At 34.4% G+C, this 1,335-nt stretch carries 1 protein-coding gene; it reads left to right on the plus strand.

Annotated elements, in window-relative coordinates:
* Window positions 1-60 precede the first annotated feature (60 nt).
* On the plus strand, window positions 61-1,335 hold a 1,275-nt coding region (locus KIV40_RS33880; protein WP_285353820.1), incomplete at its 3' end, for a hypothetical protein.

The following is a 1,335-nucleotide window of genomic DNA, read 5'->3' on the forward strand; positions in this document are numbered from 1 at the left end:
TTGCTAAAGCCTTTTATCGAAAAAACATGCTCTATAAGATATCATGGAGGGTTTTCAGCTATGGATGAGCGTAACTTGATCCCGCCTTTATGGTACTTTAATGTTTCAAAAGAGTTATATTTTAACGTACGTGAAGAAGATATTATTTATTTTCTAACTTTGATGGATGATGAGATCGAAGTAAAGAGAAGACTAGGATTCATGAGCCTAGTAAGGCTTCATGAGTTAGGTGCTTTAGACAAAAAACAAGAAAATGAATTTGCTAATAAACTGTGGCCCAATAGTTTACCCAAAAGCCTTCCAGAAAGTCATTCTTTTCTAAAAGCTCATTTTCTTTCACTTCCTTTTGGTGAAAAAATTGAAATAAAGAGTATCATTAAAGATGAAATTTTGTCTTTGGAATTCCCAATAAGAGGAAATTCTCAATCATATTCAATGTTGGGTAATAACATAGCAATCATTGACGAGATTATGTTCGCTAAAAATTACATAACTTTTGAAGTTGGAGATATTGAAAGACTATTTGACAAAATTGAAAACTGGTGGATTAAAGATAGAAAATATACGAAAGTTAATGATGGAGTCAGGCTCTTTGGCTCTACCTCAGATGAGTTTAAGCCTCGATTTAATAGATTAGTAACTTTCTTGTATTGGTTTTTCGTTCCAGAAGTTATTCGAATTGGTCTTGGTCAGCGTAGAACCGAAAAACTACAGAATTTAGTAGATGATTTACAGGATTATGGTTTTTGTACACTTCGAATTAAAGCTCTTGCCCCTGAATTATTTAATACTTCATATGAAAATGTTCTAACTGAAGTAAGTGACGGATTAATATCAGATGACGAAGCTTTAATTACGGATTCTTGCTTGTCAATTCTTGGTATTGTAAGAGGAGATAACAAGGTAGACTTAAAATTTTGTTTGAGTAACTTGATTAATAAAATTTTAATGTATGGAGAGCCTGAACTTTCATTCTGTATCGATACGTTGGATTGTATCATCAAAGAGAGGCCTGAAATTCTTGATGTAAGGGATGCGAGGAGCATTAGTAATGCAATAAATCGCTTGGAATTCAAAACAAGACTCAATATCGATGACGATGAACTCACTGTTTCAAAAAAAATCTTATTGAGACCAAGAGCTTTTCAGAGTGCGATTTATTTGTTGATGACAAAGATACGGCCTTGTCTCGTTGGCAAAGGCTTGAACACAATGAAGCGCCAGCTTCTAAAAAGCGCCAAGATATCGGAGAAGAGAACAACATTGAAGTTGAAACAGCGTCGCTCTCAGAAACAGAAACTCTCGACACTAATGAAGAATTTGATCTGGATGCGG

It is taken from the genome of Vibrio sp. D173a, from assembly GCF_030248475.1.